This window comes from uncultured Nonlabens sp., assembly GCF_947495285.1.
Classification (GTDB): Bacteria; Bacteroidota; Bacteroidia; order Flavobacteriales; family Flavobacteriaceae; genus Nonlabens.
The window spans coordinates 1-16,113 of sequence record NZ_CANLXZ010000045.1 but is presented as its reverse complement, the minus strand read 5'-3'; the positions used below and the strand labels follow the sequence as shown (position 1 = coordinate 16,113).

Sequence of the window (16,113 nt, the reverse complement as noted above, 5' to 3'; positions counted from 1 at the left end):
TTATCAAAAATTCTTTCGGTTTTGCCATCCATAAATATAACTATAAATAACGACTTTTCAAAATAAAAATGGTATAAGAGGTTTTTTGCGGTTTAAATATGACGTTTTAAAATAACGGATTAAGTTGCCATTATGGAGCTTATAAACCTCATTTTAAGTTATACATATATTTTTATTTTAATAAATAAATTACAGATTTTAAGGACAGTTCAAAATACGTATCTTTGCTAGTACCGGCAGTAGTTTTACTGCTACAATTTTGAAATTAAAATGGTTTCATGAGTCAAAAATTACTTCTCGATGCTGCAGCCCTGGATATTATACTTCACAGATTAGCTTGCCAATTAATTGAAAATCATGATACATTTGAGAATACCGCCCTGGTAGGTTTACAGCCTAGAGGTAGTTTTTTACTTAATAGACTTACTTATATTTTAAAAACCAACTATAAGATTAAAAACTTAAAAACTGGTTTATTAGATATTACTTTTTATAGAGATGATTTCAGAAGAAATGATGAGCCATTAAAAGCAAATTCTACAGAGATCAATTTTTTAGTAGAAAATAAGCGTGTCGTTATCGTGGATGATGTGTTGTATACTGGTAGAAGTATACGTGCCGCTCTTACCGCGTTGCAGTCCTTCGGTAGACCAGATACTATAGAATTATTAACTCTTATAGATAGAAGATTTTCTAGACACTTACCCATACAGCCAGACTATAATGGTAGGCAAGTAGACGCTATTAATAACCAAAAGGTAAAGGTGCTCTGGAAAGAAAATGGAGGAGAAGATGCTGTTTACCTTTTAAAAAATGAAGACTAATGAGTGAGTTGAGTGTTGATAATGTTTTAGGGATTAAATACCTTACCGTTGAGGATATCAATTTAATTCACAAAACTGCAGATCAGTTCAAAGAAGTGATCAACAGACCTATTAAAAAGGTTCCATCCTTAAGAGATATTACCATAGCAAATCTTTTTTTTGAAAACTCTACAAGAACAAAACTATCTTTTGAACTAGCAGAAAAAAGATTAAGTGCAGATGTGATTAACTTCAGTGCGGCACAAAGTTCAGTTAAGAAAGGAGAGACCCTAGTTGACACCGTAAATAATATTCTAGCAATGAAGGTAGATCTAGTCGTGATGAGGCACCCTCATCCTGGTGCTGGAGTCTTTCTTTCTAAGCATGTAGACGCAAGAATAGTAAACGCAGGAGATGGCGCTCATGAGCACCCTACTCAAGCGTTATTGGATAGTTATTCCATAAGAGAAAAATTAGGTAGTCTTAAAGGTAAGAAAGTAGTTATAGTAGGTGATATTTTACACAGTCGTGTAGCGTTATCAAATATTTACTGTCTTAAAAAATTAGGTGCCGAGGTCATGGTATGTGGTCCTGCGACTCTTTTACCTAAATACATTGAATCTCTAGGAGTGAAAGTAGAGCTTAATCTTAAAAAAGCTTTAGAGTGGTGTGATGTAGCAAATATGCTACGCGTTCAAAACGAGCGTATGGATATTTCTTATTTCCCAAGTGTTAGAGAATATGTGCAGCAGTACGGTGTAAATCGAGAATTGTTAGACAGTCTTAAAAAAGATATCGTAATCATGCACCCTGGACCTATTAATAGAGGTGTAGAAATTACAAGTGACGTGGCAGATTCTGATCAAGCAATTATTTTGAATCAGGTAGAAAACGGTGTCGCTATTAGAATGGCAGTTTTATATTTAGTTGCCGCAAAAATTAGAAGAAATGATTAGTGAAGAACAAGATAAGTATATAGTATTAAAAGATGAGAGAAAGGATATCAAAGATTTTGCCTCATTTTTAAACCGAATTCAAGATCAATTTACTGGTAAGAACGTAGTCGTTGACCTACTGCAGTATAATAAAGCATCTTTAATGGATTTAATTTCCTTTTTAGAATTGAGTAATAAACACAGAGCCTCTAAGCAGTCTTTTGTGATGGTCAACACTGCAATTTCTATAGATGAGATCCCAGAAGAATTAATGATTGTGCCTACTATACAAGAAGCGCAAGATGTGATAGAGATGGAAGAGATAGAGCGCGATCTAGGTTTTTAGATCTTGCAGTCCTACACGCTTATAGAAATTTAATAGCCTTAAAACACAAGAATTGAAATTAACTATACTCGGTTGCCACAGTGCAACACCTAGAGATAACGCACGTCCTACGGCTCAAATTCTTGAGATGAAAGGGCATCTATTTCTCATAGATTGTGGAGAAGGTACACAGATGGCATTGCGTAAAAACCGCATTAAATTTGCTCGTATAAAACATATTTTTATATCTCATTTACATGGAGATCATGTCTATGGATTAATAGGTTTAATTTCTACATTTTGTTTATTAAGTCGTGATTCTGAGTTGACTATTTACGGTCCTAAAGGGATTAAAGAGTTAATTCTTATGCAATTAAAGTTAGCAAAGGTATATACAGCTTTTGATTTACGCTTTCGCGAAAGCGTAGAAAATATCCCACATCTTTTACTAGAAGATGATTCTTTAACGGTAACAACCATACCACTAGAGCATCGCGTATTTACACATGGTTTCTTATTTCAGGAAAAACCAGGTGACAGGCGTCTAGATATAGTCGCCTGTGAAGAATATGGAGTAGATCAGGCCTATTATCGTAAAGTAAAACAAGGTCATGATGTGACTCTGGATAACGGCGAGGTGATTGCAAATCAAGAGTTGACCATGGATGGTGATAAGCCTCAAAGTTATGCTTTTTGCAGTGATACGGTTTATAAAGAAGATATAGTACCTCAAATAACTGGTGTTACTGCTTTATATCATGAAAGTACATTTTTAAAAGCACATGAAGATCTTTGTGATAGAACAAAACACAGCACCGCAGAGCAGGCCGCAACTATAGCTTTAAAGGCAAAGGTAGGGACACTTATATTAGGACATTACTCATCTCGTTATGGAGATTATCAGCTTTTCAAAAAAGAGGCTAGAGAAGTCTTTGAGAACTGTGAGCTAGCTATGGATGGAAAGGTATTTGAGTTTTAAAACATCATATAGAATGTAACCTGACTTAGATCTAACGATTGTACCACAATAGTCTTCACTAGGTCATATTTGAGAATTTTATAAAAGGATAGCAGTCGTTTATCTGTGCACTATAATCCGTTTTAAAAAACAGCGATATACCTCATTAAATTAAATAGAAATATCGATCTTTTTCATATTACTCGCTCCATATCACATTTTTTAATAAAATTACCGCAAATAATAAATCAAACACGCGTTATTTTAAACAAGAATTCTTTAATTTCTTTTCTCAATTTTAAACGTAGTACGGTTTAAAAACAACAGATATATTCCATTTTAAAACGAAATAATATAGTATAGTAGCGACTAGAAGAACATGCGCATCATCATTTTATAATCTAAAAATAAAAAGTAATTTGCAAGGCTATGTAGGTATAGACGACTTTAAAAAACTTCATATAGAAAAGAATCGCAATCCATGAATGAACTAGAAGTACCTATAACCGATATTGAAAATTTTATTTATTGTCTAGAAGTCGTTCCAGACGCCACTTTAACTAGGACTACCGAGGTACTTACTATTCTAGAAGACATGACCTTAAATCAAAATATTAATAGTATTTATAAGGCCTGCGATACCATAGAAGATCTAGAAGAAAGTATCAACCACTTGCTTTATGACGACCATAACTTTAAAGATTACGAGATCATTTATCTGGTTCTACCTGGAGAGGCTAACAACATTTTAATTAACGGATACTACTACAGCATTGAAGAAATAGCAGAGCTTTTTGAAGGTAAAATGGAAGGAAAGCTCATTCATATAGCAAATAAAAAAGTACTCGATCTCACTGCACATGAGTCTCAGTATTTTCTAGACGTTACAGGTGCTCGCGCCATCTCGGGCTATGGTGTTCCTTCACCTCACATGACTAGTGCATTTACCATCGATCGTGTATTCTTCAGTCTATTCTATGAAAATGACGATTTAAAAAAAGTCGTAGAACGCCTATTTTATAAACATCAACATCTCAGTAAACTACTCGATTTTAGACTGTATTATTAATACATTATGTAATCACTTTTGTTCTTGTAGAGACGCTTTTTACATAGTATGAGTAATCATAAAATTATGGTATTTACAACAGCGAGCGTTCTATTAAGAAGTAAGAATAGCCTTTAAACTTGTGGAGAGATGTATCTTTAATATTCACATTTAGATAGTAAAACTTTAAAATAGAAAAAAGCACCAATATACAATTGGCGCTTTTAAAACAAGAGTACGAACTAATTATTCAGTAAACTCTATTACTTGACCAGAAACTATAATCTTGTATTTAGTAAATAGAAAAACTCCTGATGTTTTTACCTCTACAACCTCGTTGATTACAGTACGAGACGTTCCTTCTAAATTTGCAGTAGATAACATATCAGCTTTAGCCTCGGCAACTAATCCATTTCTTGCTAAACCTCCTAAACCTAGAAAATAAGACGCTTCTGCCTCTCCTTTTACGATCTCAATTACTTTAAAATTATTTTTTGTAAGAACAACTTCTGTAGAATTTTGAATGTAATTTTTTGGTATACCAGTGTGTGTAGCACAACTAGTCAAAAATAATGTGGCAATGAGAAAAGTGAATAAAATTTTTTTCATGAAAATAAAAATTAAAAAAATAGCCTACTTCTGGTTTACGTCGTTTTTCGGTATGTTCCGACTGTTTTACAAACATACTTGTACCATTATTTTTTTATTTACGGTTTCCCGTATTGTAAAGCAATAATCTCTTATTTTTATTTAGAATCTTATTGGGGTAAAAGGATTTATTAAGTTCTATGTATCTATTTTTAAACCTTATATAGGTCGGTAAATTATCAGGCAGCATTCTCATAGATTCTATTTAAACACACTCTAGCATTACGTCGGTCATTCCTTTTTCTTGTGCAATTGCTAACTTAGGCATGCTTCATAAGCATTACAGTAAAAGAAACAGATGCTTTAATCTCATTATAAAATAGCTATGAAGATGGTTGGTGATCTCGCTTTCGCGAAAGCGGAATTTTAAAAAAAAACAAATCGATCCCAGCTAGTAAAACCACTTAAACAAGAACCCCACAAAGATATTTATAACAAATCAATTGCACGTTACGGGAAACCGTAAAGGAATGATAAGCAATAGATTTAGGTTTGTTTTTGAATGTATAGGTATCAAATATTTACTACAGTTATTCATTTAAATAATTGATAAAGACTTAAGAATTATATTTGATTTTAATAAAGCAAATCATGATCCACCACTACCAGAAATTACCATTATTATCTTTCTTATTATTCAGTTCATTTGTTTTTGGGCAACTCAAAATTGAAAAGTCCTCTACAAGAAAATTTATTGAAGAAGCATCTTACACACAAATTAATAAGGACTGGTCTACTACCGCAAGATTTAAGTCTGGTTTAAATGAGACAGTTTCATTTTTTCCTATAGAAGTCATCGATCTCAAAAGCAATGAAAAAATAAACGCATTACAATTAGATATGTTTATTAAAAACCCTGATTTGTATAAAACTGCATGGGTAGGGCTAGATGAGATATCAGAATTTGTAGATTTTATTGAAAAACATGTCATTCCTAATCTAGATGTCAAACTAAAAGATCAATCGCAGCAGTTTATTTTTAAGGCCAAAGAAATGACTTTTAGTTATTTCATTTATGAACGTCGCTCTAGAATTACCATCACATTAAACGATTATGAAAGTGATGTATATAAAAACTATTCTTTCTGGACAGAAACAAGGACCGATGATATTCCAGAACTACTGCCAGTTTTGAAGAAGATAATTTAAAAGCTATAAACCACATGAAAACCCTATGGACTACTATTGCATTATTATTTTTAACTACCATGGTTTATTCTCAAACCTGTCAGGAACAAATAACTTATCTAGAGGATAATTATTATGGCTCTACCTATACCAGCCCTTTGAGCAGTGCCGTGTCTCAGGTTACTTTTTATGATGCCACTATAGAGTATAGCACGGTATATTATGCCATAGTTTGTTTTAAAAGCAAATACTCCTATGGCTGCAGTGAGTACTTGTATCAAGTAGGATCTAATACTAAGTATAACTACTCCATAAACTATTTAAACAGCGCAGGAAAAGCATTCTGGAAATATATAGAACCCTATGGTGATAACTCGCCTTGTGCGCCAGACTTAAATTAATGTGCTGTAGTAATTCATTGCTATAGAAATGAATTTATGCTATAAATTCTTATCTTCACGATCCCCTAAAACACTCTTTTTCTATACCATGGGATAAGTGTGTTTTAGGTTTTTTTAATGTCAACCCAACCCAATTAATATGAGTATGAAAAGTATTTTATTATCCATCAGTTTTGTGTTTTTATCGTTAACCGCTATTGCTCAAAAAGATTATAAGAAAGAATTAGCACAGCCTATGATACAGGTGATTGAAGGCGATTATGTAATTCAAGAATTTTTAATCATTAATGAAAGAGGCGAGTCTAAACAATTACACTTAAAAGCGCAAATGCCACAAGACTGTATCGTGCATCGTGATAATTTGATTGCAATTTCTACCATGTTCATCACTAAATTAACGGATGAAATAGGTGCTGACGGCCATGTAGAAGAAATAGACAGTCTTATAGGAGACGCAGATATGGTAATTAAAATATTTGTAACTAATGACGGTATGCAAGTAGCTATTAGTGCAGATGGTGAAACTAAAAGAGATACCTTAAGCTGGAAACAGTTTTATGAAGCGATGTAAGACATTTTCTTAAACGGTATTAAGGAATAAATATTAAAGTAATAGTTCAAATCAAGATAATAAAACAATAATAATTATGGGATTGTTAAATAAGATATTAGGTAACGCAAGTGAAGTCTCCTCAGAAAAATTAAGTGAAAAATATGGAAGACTGCTTACCGATAGTGAACAGATAGAACTAGGTTTTAAGCTGTTCAGAGATGTATTTATGTTTACAAATAAAAGACTAGTATTGATTGATGTTCAAGGTTTAACTGGCAGTAAGGTGGAATACAAATCATTACCCTATAAAAGTATTTCAAGATTTTCTTTAGAAACGTCAGGTACTTTTGATCTAGATGCCGAATTAAAAATCTGGATTTCTAGTGAAAACATACCTTCAGTAAGTAAGAAGTTTAATAAAAATATCAATGTCTATGAGGTTCAAAAATACCTCGCCAGTAAGGTAATGTAATCACCATATTAACGGTAATTAACTTGAGATGGGATACATTTTTTACTTAAAAAACGCTTAAAACGATATACTATACACAAGTTAAAAAATTAGGTTTTTTCTATATTCACAATCTCCTAAAACGCATATTTCCTTACATCATAGGATAAGTACGTTTTAGGGTTTTTTGATTTAAATTACGCTTTCGCGAAAGCGGAATTACAACACACAAATAGTACCCTAAATGTCAGAAGAATAAAAACAACAAATAGTTAAACAAACGCTCTGGAATATTGCTAACGACCTGCGCGGTAATATGGATGCAGATGATTTTATAGATTACATACTAGGTTTTATTTTTTATAAATACCTGGAGTCGCAAGATGGAACTCTATCTGCCACAAGTGAGCAACGGCTCAACCTTCAAATCGTTGCGTTGTTGCGTGGGGAATAGAAGCTGAGGTAGGTGTTGTATTGCAGGAGATTGCTTCGTCGCTATCGCTCCTCGCAATGACGAGAAAAAATGATTTTATGAAACCAGGATACGTTTACATAATGACTAATAAGAATAATACGACGCTTTATGTAGGTGTAACGTCAGACCTAGAGCGACGTGTTAAAGAACATAAAAGTAAAAAGGATCCTAAATCATTTACGGCGCGATATAATTTGAATAAATTAGTCTATCACGAGGCGCATCAAATGATAGGTGATGCTATTGCTAGAGAGAAACAATTAAAAGCTGGTAATAGAGCAAAGAAAATAGCATTAATAGAAAGTATAAATCCTGAGTGGCAGGACTTAATTATAGGAGATGAGTAAACAGTCAGAAATATAGTTAAGAATAAATCAAACACAAGAATTTAAAATAGGGCTGTTGCAGCAGTTGTTTGTGTAGTCATTGCGAGCGAGGCACGAGCGTGGCAATCTGCCGCAAGTGAGCAACGACTCAACCTGCAAAGCGCTGCGGTGTTGCGTGGTGAATAGAAATCCTTGCGTGGGGAATTGCAGTTGAGGTAGTTGTTTTATTGCAGGAGATTGCTTCGGCTTTTGCAAAGCCTCGCAATGACGAGCAAATCGTTCTAGTATTGTGAGAAGAAAAAAGCCAGTTGCATAAGACATTACAGCCGTCATTGCGAGCGAGGCACGAGCGTGGCAATCTGATGCAAGTGAACAACGACCATGACGGTAAAGCACTGCGGTGTTGCGTGGTGAATAGAAATCCTTGCGTAAAGGGAGTTGCAGTTGAGGTAGTTGTTTTATTGCAGGAGATTGTTTCGGCTTTTGCAAAGCCTCGCAATGACGAGCAAATCGTTGTAGTATTGTGAGAAGAAAAAAGGCAGTTGTATAAGACATTACAGCCGTCATTGCGAGCGAGGCACGAGCGTGGCAATCTGTTGCAAGTGTGCAACGAGCATGGCGGTAAAGCACTGTGGCATTGCGTAGTGAATAGAAATCCTTGCGTGGGGAATAGAAGGTGAAGTAGTTTTTGTATTACTGGAGATTTTTTCGGCTTTTGCAAAGCCTCGCAATGATGGTAAAAAGTGCTCCTTGCGATGACATTATTACCTGTTTTAACTCGTATTTATAAATAAGTATTTTTCACTAAAAAATATAAAAAATAAGTATTTATCACCAATTATAACTGTTTTTCACCTAATTTTGAGAATAAACGTTTTTCACCATAAACTATGAATAATAAATGTTATTCACTTAAAATAACTGTTTTTCACGGCAGGCAAGCACCAGAGGTGGGCACATTAGTGGGCTATGGCGCCATAGTTGAAGCGCATCACCTACCAGTGCCATTGCCTAAAAAATTATCTCTCATAAGTACTAAAAAACGTCGTTATAGCACAACTCACTGGCAGGTATTTACACCTAGACATGAACCAGAAAACAATTTATACAAACAACTGGTATTTGCCTTAAAATATGAAGGTGTAGATCTATTAGTGTTAAAAAAGCTATTTCTTACCATTAGTAAAGCACAGATAACTGCTATAATAACATCTGAGATGCTGGGTCAGTACAGTAGAAAGTTATGGTTTTTATATGAGTGGTTACTAGAAAATCAACTTGATATTCCAGATTTGAGTACTGGTAACTATGTACCACTACTAGATCAGAAACTACAATATGGCATTACAGGTATAAAATCTTACCGTCAAAGAATTATCAATAATCTTCCTGGAACACGAGAGTTTTGTCCGCTTATTTTTAGAACAACTCCATTAGAAAATTATATTGCCGCTCAACTATCAAAGCAAAAGAATGACTATTTAAATAATTTCCGTAAAGATGTGCTACAACGTGCGGCATCATTTCTACTTTTAAAAGATTCTAAGGCATCCTTTACTATAGAAAAAGAAAACCCAGGAACAAATAGAGCGATGCGCTGGGGAAAAGCCATAGGTCAAGCTGGCAATAAACCCTTAAGTGTAGAAGAATTAGAGCGGTTACAACAAATCGTTATTGAAAATGCCAGATTTATAAAGCTAGGCTTGAGAAATGAAGGTGGCTTTGTAGGAGAACATGATAGAAGTACAGGTGGGCCATTACCGGAACATATATCTGCACGACATGAAGACCTACCATCTTTATTAAGTGGTCTCATCAGTGCAAATGAGTTGCTACAGGATGAGGTTTATGATGCGGTTTTGGCTGCTGCGATCGTAGCATTTGGGTTTGTGTTTATACATCCGTTTGAAGATGGAAACGGTCGTTTACATCGATATATAATTCATCATGTGCTCGCAAAAAAGGAGTTTACCAACCAAGGTGTTATTTTTCCTGTGTCATCATCTATCCTAGAACATATTGATGATTATAGAAATGTGCTGGAAAGTTATTCACATGGCTTACTTGATTTTATAGAATGGAAAGAAACACCAGATCATAATGTAGAAGTATTAAATGATACTATAGATTATTATCGCTATTTTGACGCCACAAAACTTGCCGAATTTTTATATGATTGTGTACTTGATACTTTAAACCGTGTGATTCCCCAAGAGGTCAATTATTTATTAAGATACGACAAATTTAAACACTTCATAGATAATGAATATGAGATGCCAGACAAAATGGTTGCTGTATTAGTTCGCTTTCTAGAGCAGAATAATGGTATACTTTCAAAACGAACGTTAAAGAAAGAGTTTTCAGGGTTGAACGAAGATGAAGTTAAATCCATACAAGATACATTTCAATCCATTTTTATAGATGAATTATGAGTAAACAGTCAGAAACACAGTTAAGAATAAATCAAACACAAGAATTTAAAATAGGGCTGTTGCAGCAGTTGTTTGTGTAGTCATTGCGAGCGAGGCACGAGCGTGGCAATCTGCCGCAAGTGAGCAACGACCATGGCGGTAAAGCCCTGCGTTGTTGCGTGGGGAATAGAAATCCTTGCGTGGGGAATAGAAGCTGAAGTAGGTGTTGTATTGCAGGAGATTGCTTCGTCGCTATGCTCCTCGCAATGACGAGAAAAGCACTGCGGTGTTGCGTGGGGAATAGAAATCCTTGCGTGGGGAATAGAAGGTGAAGTAGGTGTTGTATTGCAGGAGATTGTTTCGGCTTTTGCAAAGCCTCGCAATGACGAGCAAATCGTTGTAGTATTGTGAGAAGAAAAAAGCCAGTTGCATAAGACATTACAGCCGTCATTGCGAGCGAGGCACGAGCGTGGCAATCTGCCGCTAGTGAGCAACGAGCGTGGCGGTAAAGCGCTGCGGTGTTGCGTGGTGAATAGAAATCCTTGCGTGGGGAATAGAAGCTGAAGTAGTTGTTATATTGCAGGAGATTGCTTCGTCGCTATGCTCCTCGCAATGACGGGAAAAGCACTGCGGTGTTGCGTGTTGAATAGAAATCCTTGCGTGGGGAATAGAAGGTGAAGTAGTTGTTTTATATTGCAGGAGATTGCTTCGGCTTTTGCAAAGCCTCGCAATGACGGGAAAATAGTTGCGGTGTTGTGAGAAGAAAAAAGCCAGTTGCATAAGACATTACAGCTGTCATTGCGAGCGAGGCACGAGCGTGGCAATCTGCCGCAAGTGTGCAACGAGCATGGCGGTAAAGCACTGCGGCATTGCTTGGTGAATAGAAATCCTTGCGTAAAAAAGGGAATAGAAGGTGAAGTAGGTGTTGTATTGCAGGAGATTGCTTCGTCGCTATGCTCCTCGCAATGACGGGAAAAGTACTGCGGCATTGCTTGGTGAATAGAAATCCTTGCGTGGGGAATAGAAGGTGAAGTAGGTGTTGTATTGCAGGAGATTGCTTCGGCTTTTGCAAAGCCTCGCAATGACGGTAAAAAGTGCTCCTTGCGATGACATTATTACCTGTTTTAACTCGTATTTATAAATAAGTATTTCATTTATCATATCTCTGTTTTAATTCCCTTTGTTTCCCAAGATTACTTCCCGATACAGAACTGACTAAATATATTCCCCAGCAACTCGTCGTTGGTTATTTCTCCGGTGATAATGCCTAGAGACTCTGCTGTGGCGCGTATGTCTATGGCTAGAAACTCGCTAGAGATGTCGTTTTCTATTCCTTCTTGTACATCTATTAAAGAGCCATATGCTTGTTGTAAGGCATCGTAGTGTCTAGCATTACTCACTATGGACTCATCTTGAGATAGTGCGCCGCTATTAAAACTTTGTACTAGTGCGGTTTTCAATTCTTCTACACCAGTACGTGATTTTGCACTGAGCGATATAAGAATAGTATCTGGTGATTTTGCGCTTATTTGTTTGGTGATTTCGGCATGTTCTAGACCAGTAATTTGATCTAATTTATTTAGGATAACCACTAGAGGTTTATCAAGAAATTTTTCTCTCATAAGCTGTATGCGCAATAAGCAGTGCATAATTCTAGGAGACGTATTTAATTGCGTCGCGTCTAGAAGATACAGCACTAGTTTAGATTGCTCAGCTTTGGCATAAGATCGTTGTATTCCCATACCTTCTATAGTGTCTGTAGTCTCACGTATTCCTGCCGTATCTATAAGTCTAAAACGTACTCCATCTATATTGATCTCATCTTCTATAGCGTCTCTTGTTGTACCAGCAATGTCGCTCACTATGGCTTTGTCCTCATTAAGTAACGCGTTTAAAAGAGTAGATTTACCTACGTTAGGTTCTCCTACTATGGCTACAGGAATACCTGTTTTTAAAACATTTCCTAATGCAAATGAATCTATTAATTTACGCAGTGTTTGCTGGCTTCTACTTAATAAGGTGCGCAGGTCGTCACGGTTTGCAAAGGCAACATCTTCTTCACTGAAATCTAATTCTAATTCTATTAAACTGGCAAAGTTGAGTAATTGAGATCTCAAATCTTTTAACTCTCCAGAAAAACCACCACGCATTTGTTGTATCGCAATCTGGTGTGCGGTTTCACTTTCACTCGCAATTAAATCTGCCACAGCTTCTGCTTGTGATAGATCCATTTTTGCGTTTAAAAAAGCTTGTAAAGTAAACTCGCCTGCTTGTGCCATGCGTGCTCCTTTTTTAAGGCATACGGCTATAACTTCTTGTTGTATATAAATAGATCCATGGCAGGATATTTCTACCACATGCTCTCCAGTATATGATCTAGGAGCGATAAATTTGGTTAATAAAACCTGGTCTATCACGCGATCTTCGTCGTATATGTGACCTAGGGTGACGGTATTTGCACCTAGATTATTGTAAATTTCCTTAGATGGTGTGGGATCCGCTTTCGCGAAAGCGGGAACAAATATAGCACCAGCAATTTCATGTGCGTTAGGTCCTGATAGTCTTATAACTGCAATAGCGCCTGTTCCTGCAGGAGTGGCAAGTGCAACAATGGTGTCATTTTTATACATAATGGTAAAGGTAAAAATAAGCGAGGAGTTACTTGCTTAAAATTTGCACAGATTCACTTATTCTCTAAAAGTTAAGAAATTCAAAAACTCTACTATATAAAATCTCGTATTATTGCAAAATGTACACAAAAGAAGAAGCAAGAAATGTAAGGCAACAATTCTGGACCATGTTCGGTAAAAGATATGATCGCAAGTGGATGTTGTACGATACAAAATTAAAGGATGTGGTGCTCAAATTTTCTTTTGAAGACCGTAGAGTTTTGGTTTCTATCGATATTACCCATGATGACGATCTTATGAGATCGTATTACTATGATAAGTTCATAAGCTTAAAGGCTGTCATGTTAGAAGAGGTGAGTAACGACCTTATCTATGACGATGCTTATATGCTAGAGTCGGGCAAGATTATATCTCGTGTGTTTGTTATGCACGAAGGTGTGAAAATCCAGAAAAAAACAGACTGGCCAGAGGTGTATGAGTTCTATTTTAAGTATATGGATAGAATGGAGGCCTTTTTTATAGAATATAAAGACTTTATTGAAGCTTAAAGATTTTCTTTAGTATACAATATTTGTTCATTTACCTGATTGTAGTTTTGGTTAAATTGTTCTAGTAAACTATTTATCAAATGTACATCTTCATTATTCTTTGCTCGGTTTTCTATCTCTTGTAATATACTAGCCATATCATTGATACCTAGTGTTCTATAACTAGATTTTACTTTGTGCGCTTGCATACCTGCAGCGGTATAATCACCAGTTTTAACGTGTTGTTTGAGAAGTTCATAATCTTCGGGCACTTCTTCCATAAACATTCCTAATATGGATGCTAGGATATCCTTATCGTTATCAAAAGATGCCCTTAAATCTATTAAGGGTAATTGAGTAATAGTAGACATGTGAAGATGTTTTTAAAGTGAAATTAAAAAATAATTAACTAGAATCATAAAAATATTAAAAAAGGTTAAATAATCTTTAATTAAAGCGGTAAAAAACACCTTTTACCGATTTATTTTTACGAGAAAGACTAGCCTAGCCATCCATCTCGATCGAGACTGCGGTACTGTATAGCTTCTGCTATATGTGTGCCATTTACTTCTTGAGCAGCTTCTAAGTCGGCAATAGTGCGAGCTACTTTAAGAATACGGTCATAAGCTCTAGCGCTTAAATTTAAACGTTCCATGGCATTTTTAAGCATTTCTTTGCTTGCTGCATCTAGTACACAGTGTTTTCTTATGTCTTTAACGGTCATTTGTGCATTATAATGAGTTTTATCACTGTCTTTAAATCGTATAGTCTGTATATCTCTTGCTGCAGTAACACGTTTTCTAATGATGGTAGATCTTTCGGCGAGTTGTTCTTCGGTCAATTTTTCAAAAGGTACTGGTGTTACCTCAATATGTATGTCTATACGGTCTAGTAGTGGACCAGATATTTTACTGAGGTAACGTTGCATCTCTGCAGGGCTGCTTTGCACAGGAGCATTAGGGTCGTTAAAATAACCGCCAGGACTAGGATTCATACTAGCGACTAACATAAAACTAGATGGATATGTTACCGTAAATTTTGCTCTAGAAATGGTAACCTCTCTATCTTCTAGAGGTTGTCTCATTACCTCAAGTACTGTGCGTTTAAACTCGGGCAACTCGTCTAGAAATAAAACACCGTTATGACTCAGCGATATTTCTCCAGGTTGTGGATAAGCACCACCACCTACTAGAGCAACATCTGATATGGTATGGTGTGGACTTCTAAATGGGCGCTGAGCAATTAAACCAGCTTTTTCTTGTGTGCGGCCTGCGACACTGTGAATTTTTGTAGTTTCTAGAGCTTCATGTAATGTCATGGGTGGAAGGATAGATGGTAGTCTTTTGGCTAACATGGTTTTACCTGCACCTGGTGGCCCTATTAATATAATGTTATGTCCACCTGCGGCTGCGATCTCCATGCATCTTTTAATCGATTCTTGTCCTTTTACATCTGCAAAATCAAATTCGGGATGTTCTAGTGCTTGGAAAAACTCATCTCTAGTATCTACTAAGGTAGGTTCTAGATCTTGTTCACCATTAAAAAACTCGATAACTTCTAGAATGTTATCTACACCGTAAACGTTAAGATTATCTACTATAGCGGCTTCTCGTGCATTTTGTTTTGGTAAGATAAAACCTTTATATCCTTCTTCTCTAGCTTTAATAGCAATAGGTAATGCACCTCTTATAGGTTGCAGCTGACCGTCTAGAGATAGTTCTCCCATAATAATGTAGTCTTTAAAAAGATCTGTAGTAATCTGACCTGATGCGTTAAGTATTCCTAATGCTAGAGGTAAATCATATGCGCTACCTTCTTTTCTAAGATCTGCTGGAGAGAGATTTAATATTAATTTTTTACCTGGCATTTTATAGCCTACGTTTTTAAGTGCAGCCGTTATTCGATAGGAGCTTTCACTAATAGCTTTATCAGGTAATCCTACGAGATGATATCCTATTCCTTTATCGGCATTTACCTCTACGGTAATAGTTGTAGCTTCCACGCCAAAAACGGCACTACCATAAACTTTTGTAAGCATGAAGTTGGTTTATTTTCTAAAAGTAAGAAAGTTGTGCTTAAATCTTAAAGATTGTCTGCCATCTGATCATATTTTAATGAATAATCAGTTAAAAAGTTATAAAAAGCAGTTTAAAGAAAAAAATGGCTTCAAGACTTTATTTTGTACCTTTTTTAGAAATAGGTATACCAGTATTTAGAGGTAGTTATTTCATTACCTGTTCATTCTCATTGATTCATACTATTATGTTTAATCACCTTTATCAATAGGTTATTACATACAGTGTTTTTACTTTGAGAATTATTTATTCTGAAGTAAAACCCATGAAAAGGTTAATTTGATCTAGGAATTAACAGTATGTATCATTGTGTAGAGTCTTAAATTGTAAACTATTATTAATGTAATACCAATATAGTTATATAATGTCATATATTTTTTGTATATTTATGTATGGGAAGAACAGCATATTTAGATATC

16 protein-coding genes and 1 pseudogene are annotated in these 16,113 nt (G+C 35.5%); 13 read left to right on the top strand and 4 right to left on the bottom strand.

What is annotated here, in order from left to right; translation table 11 throughout:
* Positions 1 to 278: 278 nt before the first annotated feature.
* The 5 genes from pyrR to Q0838_RS13500 all read left to right on the top strand — a co-directional run bounded on the left by pyrR (position 279) and on the right by Q0838_RS13500 (position 4,090).
* Positions 279 to 824: a bifunctional pyr operon transcriptional regulator/uracil phosphoribosyltransferase PyrR gene (pyrR, locus tag Q0838_RS13520; RefSeq protein WP_298956209.1), complete on the top strand. Its 546-nt coding sequence runs from the start codon at positions 279 to 281 to the stop codon at positions 822 to 824.
* On the top strand, positions 824 to 1,759 hold the full coding sequence (locus Q0838_RS13515; protein ID WP_298956206.1) for an aspartate carbamoyltransferase catalytic subunit: 936 nt from the start codon (positions 824 to 826) through the stop codon (positions 1,757 to 1,759). Before pyrR ends, Q0838_RS13515 begins: the two co-directional genes overlap by 1 nt.
* On the top strand, positions 1,752 to 2,084 hold the full coding sequence (locus tag Q0838_RS13510) for a ribonuclease Z (RefSeq protein WP_298956204.1): 333 nt from the start codon (positions 1,752 to 1,754) through the stop codon (positions 2,082 to 2,084). Before Q0838_RS13515 ends, Q0838_RS13510 begins: the two co-directional genes overlap by 8 nt.
* Before the next feature lie 52 nt (positions 2,085 to 2,136).
* Positions 2,137 to 3,042 (top strand): ribonuclease Z, encoded by a 906-nt coding sequence (locus tag Q0838_RS13505; RefSeq protein WP_298956201.1) that lies wholly within the window; start codon positions 2,137 to 2,139, stop codon positions 3,040 to 3,042.
* Between the two features lie 460 nt (positions 3,043 to 3,502).
* Positions 3,503 to 4,090 (top strand): DUF6642 family protein, encoded by a 588-nt coding sequence (locus Q0838_RS13500; RefSeq protein WP_298956199.1) that lies wholly within the window; start codon positions 3,503 to 3,505, stop codon positions 4,088 to 4,090.
* A gap of 225 nt (positions 4,091 to 4,315) precedes the next feature.
* On the opposite strand, the gene Q0838_RS13495 is transcribed toward Q0838_RS13500, so the two are convergent.
* Positions 4,316 to 4,678 (bottom strand): DUF6567 family protein, encoded by a 363-nt coding sequence (locus Q0838_RS13495; RefSeq protein ID WP_298956196.1) that lies wholly within the window; start codon positions 4,676 to 4,678, stop codon positions 4,316 to 4,318.
* A gap of 630 nt (positions 4,679 to 5,308) precedes the next feature.
* On the opposite strand from Q0838_RS13495, the gene Q0838_RS13490 reads away from it, so the two are divergent.
* The 7 genes and pseudogenes from Q0838_RS13490 (at position 5,309) to Q0838_RS13460 (ending at position 10,483) form a co-directional block, all read left to right on the top strand.
* A complete protein-coding gene (locus Q0838_RS13490) occupies positions 5,309 to 5,866 on the top strand; it encodes a hypothetical protein (protein WP_298956194.1) in 558 nt (185 codons plus the stop codon).
* A gap of 14 nt (positions 5,867 to 5,880) precedes the next feature.
* Positions 5,881 to 6,246, top strand: coding sequence for a hypothetical protein (locus Q0838_RS13485; protein WP_298956191.1), 366 nt, complete (start codon positions 5,881 to 5,883; stop codon positions 6,244 to 6,246).
* Positions 6,247 to 6,385: 139 nt separating this feature from the next.
* Complete coding sequence (locus Q0838_RS13480; protein ID WP_298956187.1) at positions 6,386 to 6,817, top strand: hypothetical protein; 432 nt, start codon at positions 6,386 to 6,388, stop codon at positions 6,815 to 6,817.
* A 76-nt stretch (positions 6,818 to 6,893) separates the two neighbouring features.
* Entirely contained in the window at positions 6,894 to 7,271 is a 378-nt protein-coding gene (locus tag Q0838_RS13475) for a PH domain-containing protein (protein ID WP_298956185.1), read from the top strand.
* Between the two features lie 247 nt (positions 7,272 to 7,518).
* A pseudogene (locus Q0838_RS13470) lies at positions 7,519 to 7,623 on the top strand (type I restriction-modification system subunit M N-terminal domain-containing protein); the annotation flags it as partial.
* Between the two features lie 158 nt (positions 7,624 to 7,781).
* Positions 7,782 to 8,072, top strand: a complete 291-nt coding sequence (locus Q0838_RS13465) for a GIY-YIG nuclease family protein (RefSeq protein WP_042292247.1) — start codon at positions 7,782 to 7,784, stop codon at positions 8,070 to 8,072.
* 869 nt (positions 8,073 to 8,941) lie between these two features.
* A complete protein-coding gene (locus Q0838_RS13460; protein WP_298956180.1) occupies positions 8,942 to 10,483 on the top strand; it encodes a Fic family protein in 1,542 nt (513 codons plus the stop codon).
* 1,172 nt (positions 10,484 to 11,655) lie between these two features.
* On the opposite strand, the gene mnmE is transcribed toward Q0838_RS13460, so the two are convergent.
* Positions 11,656 to 13,092 (bottom strand): tRNA uridine-5-carboxymethylaminomethyl(34) synthesis GTPase MnmE, encoded by a 1,437-nt coding sequence (gene mnmE / locus Q0838_RS13455; protein WP_298956178.1) that lies wholly within the window; start codon positions 13,090 to 13,092, stop codon positions 11,656 to 11,658.
* Positions 13,093 to 13,211: 119 nt separating this feature from the next.
* Here mnmE and Q0838_RS13450 point away from each other — a divergent pair, with 119 nt between their 5' ends.
* The gene (locus tag Q0838_RS13450) at positions 13,212 to 13,640 is read left to right on the top strand and encodes a DUF4268 domain-containing protein (RefSeq protein ID WP_298956176.1); all 429 of its coding nucleotides are present in this window, start codon (positions 13,212 to 13,214) and stop codon (positions 13,638 to 13,640) included.
* Here Q0838_RS13450 and Q0838_RS13445 read toward each other — a convergent pair.
* Together Q0838_RS13445 and Q0838_RS13440 are read right to left on the bottom strand one after the other, a co-directional pair.
* The gene (locus Q0838_RS13445) at positions 13,637 to 13,990 is read right to left on the bottom strand and encodes an Hpt domain-containing protein (protein WP_298956175.1); all 354 of its coding nucleotides are present in this window, start codon (positions 13,988 to 13,990) and stop codon (positions 13,637 to 13,639) included. The two genes, Q0838_RS13450 and Q0838_RS13445, sit on opposite strands and share 4 nt — an antisense overlap.
* Before the next feature lie 128 nt (positions 13,991 to 14,118).
* Positions 14,119 to 15,657 (bottom strand): YifB family Mg chelatase-like AAA ATPase, encoded by a 1,539-nt coding sequence (locus Q0838_RS13440; protein WP_298956173.1) that lies wholly within the window; start codon positions 15,655 to 15,657, stop codon positions 14,119 to 14,121.
* Positions 15,658 to 16,113 lie beyond the last annotated feature (456 nt).

Bases quoted from the DNA above. Each gene is read 5' to 3' on its own strand.
- Q0838_RS13500 (WP_298956199.1), top strand. From the start codon at position 3,503: ATGAATGAACTAGAAGTACCTATAACCGATATTGAAAATTTTATTTAT.
- pyrR (WP_298956209.1), top strand. From the start codon at position 279: ATGAGTCAAAAATTACTTCTCGATGCTGCAGCCCTGGATATTATACTT.
- Q0838_RS13480 (WP_298956187.1), top strand. From the start codon at position 6,386: ATGAGTATGAAAAGTATTTTATTATCCATCAGTTTTGTGTTTTTATCG.
- Q0838_RS13445 (WP_298956175.1), bottom strand. From the start codon at position 13,990: ATGTCTACTATTACTCAATTACCCTTAATAGATTTAAGGGCATCTTTT.
- Q0838_RS13440 (WP_298956173.1), bottom strand. From the start codon at position 15,657: ATGCTTACAAAAGTTTATGGTAGTGCCGTTTTTGGCGTGGAAGCTACA.
- Q0838_RS13465 (WP_042292247.1), top strand. From the start codon at position 7,782: ATGAAACCAGGATACGTTTACATAATGACTAATAAGAATAATACGACG.
- Q0838_RS13495 (WP_298956196.1), bottom strand. From the start codon at position 4,678: ATGAAAAAAATTTTATTCACTTTTCTCATTGCCACATTATTTTTGACT.
- Q0838_RS13515 (WP_298956206.1), top strand. From the start codon at position 824: ATGAGTGAGTTGAGTGTTGATAATGTTTTAGGGATTAAATACCTTACC.
- Q0838_RS13485 (WP_298956191.1), top strand. From the start codon at position 5,881: ATGAAAACCCTATGGACTACTATTGCATTATTATTTTTAACTACCATG.
- Q0838_RS13475 (WP_298956185.1), top strand. From the start codon at position 6,894: ATGGGATTGTTAAATAAGATATTAGGTAACGCAAGTGAAGTCTCCTCA.
- Q0838_RS13510 (WP_298956204.1), top strand. From the start codon at position 1,752: ATGATTAGTGAAGAACAAGATAAGTATATAGTATTAAAAGATGAGAGA.
- Q0838_RS13450 (WP_298956176.1), top strand. From the start codon at position 13,212: ATGTACACAAAAGAAGAAGCAAGAAATGTAAGGCAACAATTCTGGACC.
- mnmE (WP_298956178.1), bottom strand. From the start codon at position 13,092: ATGTATAAAAATGACACCATTGTTGCACTTGCCACTCCTGCAGGAACA.
- Q0838_RS13460 (WP_298956180.1), top strand. From the start codon at position 8,942: ATGAATAATAAATGTTATTCACTTAAAATAACTGTTTTTCACGGCAGG.
- Q0838_RS13490 (WP_298956194.1), top strand. From the start codon at position 5,309: ATGATCCACCACTACCAGAAATTACCATTATTATCTTTCTTATTATTC.